This window comes from Noviherbaspirillum sp. (assembly GCF_035944575.1).
In the GTDB taxonomy this organism is placed as follows: domain Bacteria; phylum Pseudomonadota; class Gammaproteobacteria; order Burkholderiales; family Burkholderiaceae_D; genus Noviherbaspirillum.
This window is the reverse complement of sequence record NZ_DASZBA010000114.1, coordinates 1-3099: the sequence shown is the minus strand read 5'-3', so window position 1 is coordinate 3099 and position 3099 is coordinate 1. Positions and strand designations below refer to the sequence as shown.

Annotated in this window: 4 protein-coding genes; 2 read left to right on the top strand and 2 right to left on the bottom strand. The window is 58.7% G+C overall.

What is annotated here, in order from left to right; all coding sequences use genetic code 11:
* Positions 1–341: 341 nt before the first annotated feature.
* Positions 342–608: a hypothetical protein gene (locus VGU61_RS07305; RefSeq protein ID WP_326858451.1), complete on the bottom strand. Its 267-nt coding sequence runs from the start codon at positions 606–608 to the stop codon at positions 342–344.
* Between VGU61_RS07305 and VGU61_RS07300 the strand changes: the two genes are divergently transcribed.
* Together VGU61_RS07300 and VGU61_RS07295 are read left to right on the top strand one after the other, a co-directional pair.
* Positions 490–1842 (top strand): ammonium transporter, encoded by a 1353-nt coding sequence (locus VGU61_RS07300; protein ID WP_326858450.1) that lies wholly within the window; start codon positions 490–492, stop codon positions 1840–1842. The two genes, VGU61_RS07305 and VGU61_RS07300, sit on opposite strands and share 119 nt — an antisense overlap.
* A complete protein-coding gene (locus VGU61_RS07295) occupies positions 1839–2225 on the top strand; it encodes a hypothetical protein (protein ID WP_326858449.1) in 387 nt (128 codons plus the stop codon). The genes VGU61_RS07300 and VGU61_RS07295 overlap by 4 nt, the downstream gene beginning before the upstream one ends.
* 64 nt (positions 2226–2289) lie before the next feature.
* On the opposite strand, the gene VGU61_RS07290 is transcribed toward VGU61_RS07295, so the two are convergent.
* Positions 2290–3099 (bottom strand): acyl-CoA dehydrogenase (locus VGU61_RS07290; protein ID WP_326858448.1); only part of this gene is annotated, 810 nt, incomplete at its 5' end.

The window sequence follows — 3099 nt, the reverse complement described above, 5'->3', positions numbered from 1 at the left end:
GTTCAGGCAAGCAATCTGACTCCCGGTGGCCTCTCGCGGTGCTTCTGGTGCTCACCACTGCAGTCGGCGCCACCGCATTGATTGCCACAATTGCCCGTACATTCGATCTCCTTTATACCGGAGGAGCATACGGCTGACTGTTCAAAGCCCAGGCAGTCGCCTTCTGCCTACATGGCATGCTCGCGCACCTCGCTCCCTATTTTCTTTCCTTCCCACACCACATTAGTGCATTTACTAGTTTTAAACAGCCGCATTGCATGATTTTCCGGTCGTTTGAGCTTATTGCTGCGTGGCACAAAAAGTGCATTGGTGAAACATATGCGCGACTGCGCGTCAGTTCATCAACCGACAGTGGGAGTTTTCATGAAGATGCGTGCGGCCTCTGGGTTACTTACATTGACCGGCCTGCTTTTCTGCATATGCGCCACATCCGCAAGCGCGCAGCAGCCCGTATCACCAACCCTTCCTTCAGGTCTGTCCGAAGTCATGGTGCCGGCAACTGGCATTGCCACAGGCGAAAGTTCGGGCAACGCCGGGTCAACAGCGCTGAAAGCGGAAAACAGCGTGGCAGCCTTGCCTTCAGCCACCTCCACACCTGCCTTGACCAAGCCGACCCTGGTCGATGCTTCAACAATCAGTGCAGGCGATACGGCATGGATGCTGACGTCCACCGCATTGGTGATGTTGATGACGATTCCGGGCCTGGCACTTTTCTATGCTGGCATGGTGCGCAAGAAGAACGTGTTGACGACTGCAGCGCATAGCTTTGCGGCTGTTTGTATCGTGACGGTACTGTGGGTTTTGCTTGGTTACAGCCTGGCGTTTTCGCCAGGAAATGCGTTTCTCGGCGGTAGCGCCCAGATAATGTTGCAGGGCATGGAATACATGAAGGAAGCCGGCAAGCTGACCGTCCACAGTATCGCACCGACCGTTCCCGAGAGCGTTTTCATGATGTTCCAGCTTGCGTTCGCCATCATTACGCCGGCGCTAATCACCGGCGCATTTGCGGAACGCATGAAATTTTCCGCACTACTCCTTTTCATCTCCCTTTGGTCGCTTGTCGTTTATGCGCCTGTAGCGCATTGGGTATGGGATCCGTCCGGATGGCTGGCGGCCATGGGCGTACTTGATTTCGCCGGCGGCACCGTGGTTCATATCAACGCCGGAATATCCGGCCTGGTCGCCGCAATCATCATCGGGCCGCGCATCGGCTTCGGCAAGGAACCGATGCCACCCCATAACCTCGTACTGACCATGATAGGCGCGTCCCTTCTCTGGGTAGGCTGGTTCGGTTTCAATGCCGGATCGGCCGGCGCCGCGGATGGACGAGCGGGCATGGCGATGCTGGTGACACAGGTAGCTGCTGCGGTCGGCGCGCTGACGTGGATGTGCATGGAATGGATGCGTCGCGGCAAACCGTCGGTGCTGGGACTGCTCTCCGGAGCTGTTGCCGGACTGGTGGCAATCACACCAGCGTCGGGCTTTGTCGGTGTCGGCGGCGCATTCTACATCGGTGCCGTTGCCGGTGCGGCGTGCTATTGGGGCGCGACCTCGTTGAAATCGCGGTTGGGATATGACGATTCGCTGGATGTCTTCGGCGTGCATGCAATCGGCGGCATCGTCGGCGCGCTCCTGACGGGAGTATTCGCGGTCAAAGGCATCGGCGGAGTCGAAGGCACATTGTTGAGGCAGGCAATCGGCGTGGTCGCGACGACAATTTATGCCGGCGTCATGACGGGCCTGATTCTCGCTGTCGTCGACTTGACGGTAGGCGTGCGCGCCACTGCCGAGGCGGAACGGGACGGATTGGACATCGAACAGCATGGGGAGCATGTGATATGACAGCGCACCAGCAAACGACCGTAGCGGCTTTGGAGAATCAGGCATTCGCACTGATGGGACGCCTGCATGTCATCCTGCGCCGACAGAGTGGCCGGATAACCGATATCGAGTATATGCGGGCAGACCCTGCCTACTGCAGGCATGTATTGCAATTGGCATTGCAAACGCCGGCTGAAGACGCGCATCGGATCTGCGAGAAACTGCAGGAGATTTATTTTGGCAATGAGGGTTTGTTTGTGAGAAACCCGCCCAAGGCACCGTTGGCGGCGCGCTTTGGAAGCGCGGCTGCAGCGGCCAAAATATCTCATGCACCGGGCGATAACACGACATCCCGCCTGCCGGACGAGGATGTCGACCGGGCGTACATCGGACGTCTTCGCTAGGCAGGCCCGAAAAGTCACAGTAAAAAAAGGCAGCCGAAGCTGCCCTTTTATGCGGGAAAGGCGTTTAAAACTGCTCTTCCGTAAGTGCCAATACGCCGCTGCTGCCTTCCACGATTGCCGCCCGATAGCCCGATGCCTGGGACAGGATGTGCTCGGCAAAAAACCGCGCCGTCGTGATCTTGGCCTGGTAGAACTTGGCGTCGCCCTCGCCCGCTTTGAGTCTGCGTTCCGCGATCAATGCCGCACGGGCCATTTGCCAACCACCCAGGACAATGCCGGCAAGCTTCAGATACAGCACACTACCCGCAAACACGCCCTTGATATCCGACTTGACATTCGTTGCCACGAACGTGACGACATCCTCCAGCGCTTTCGATCCGGCTGCCAGCTGATTACGGATAGCGGCCAGGTCGCCAGCGCCGTAGGCAGCCAATTCTTCTTCGGTCTGCCGGACCTGGGCAAGTATGCCTTTGGCGGTTGCGCCACCGTCACGCACCGTCTTGCGGCCGACGAGGTCGTTCGCCTGAATGGCAGTCGTACCCTCATAGATCGGCAGGATACGGGCATCGCGGTAGTACTGCGCGGCGCCGGTTTCTTCAATGAAGCCCATACCCCCGTGCACCTGCACACCGGTGGACGTGACGTCGATGGACATCTCGGTGGACCAGCCCTTGACGATGGGCACCATGAATTCGTAAAACGCCTGATTCGTTTTGCGCGTCGCCTCATCCGGGTGATGATGCGCGGCATCGGAAGCGGCCGCCGTGACATAGGACAGTGCACGCGCGGCTTCGGTCTGGGCGCGCATCGACATCAGCATGCGGCGGACATCCGGTTGATGGATGATCGTAACGGGGCCGGGCGAACCGGTCAG

Bases quoted from the DNA above. Each gene is read 5' to 3' on its own strand.
- VGU61_RS07295 (WP_326858449.1), top strand. From the start codon at position 1,839: ATGACAGCGCACCAGCAAACGACCGTAGCGGCTTTGGAGAATCAGGCA.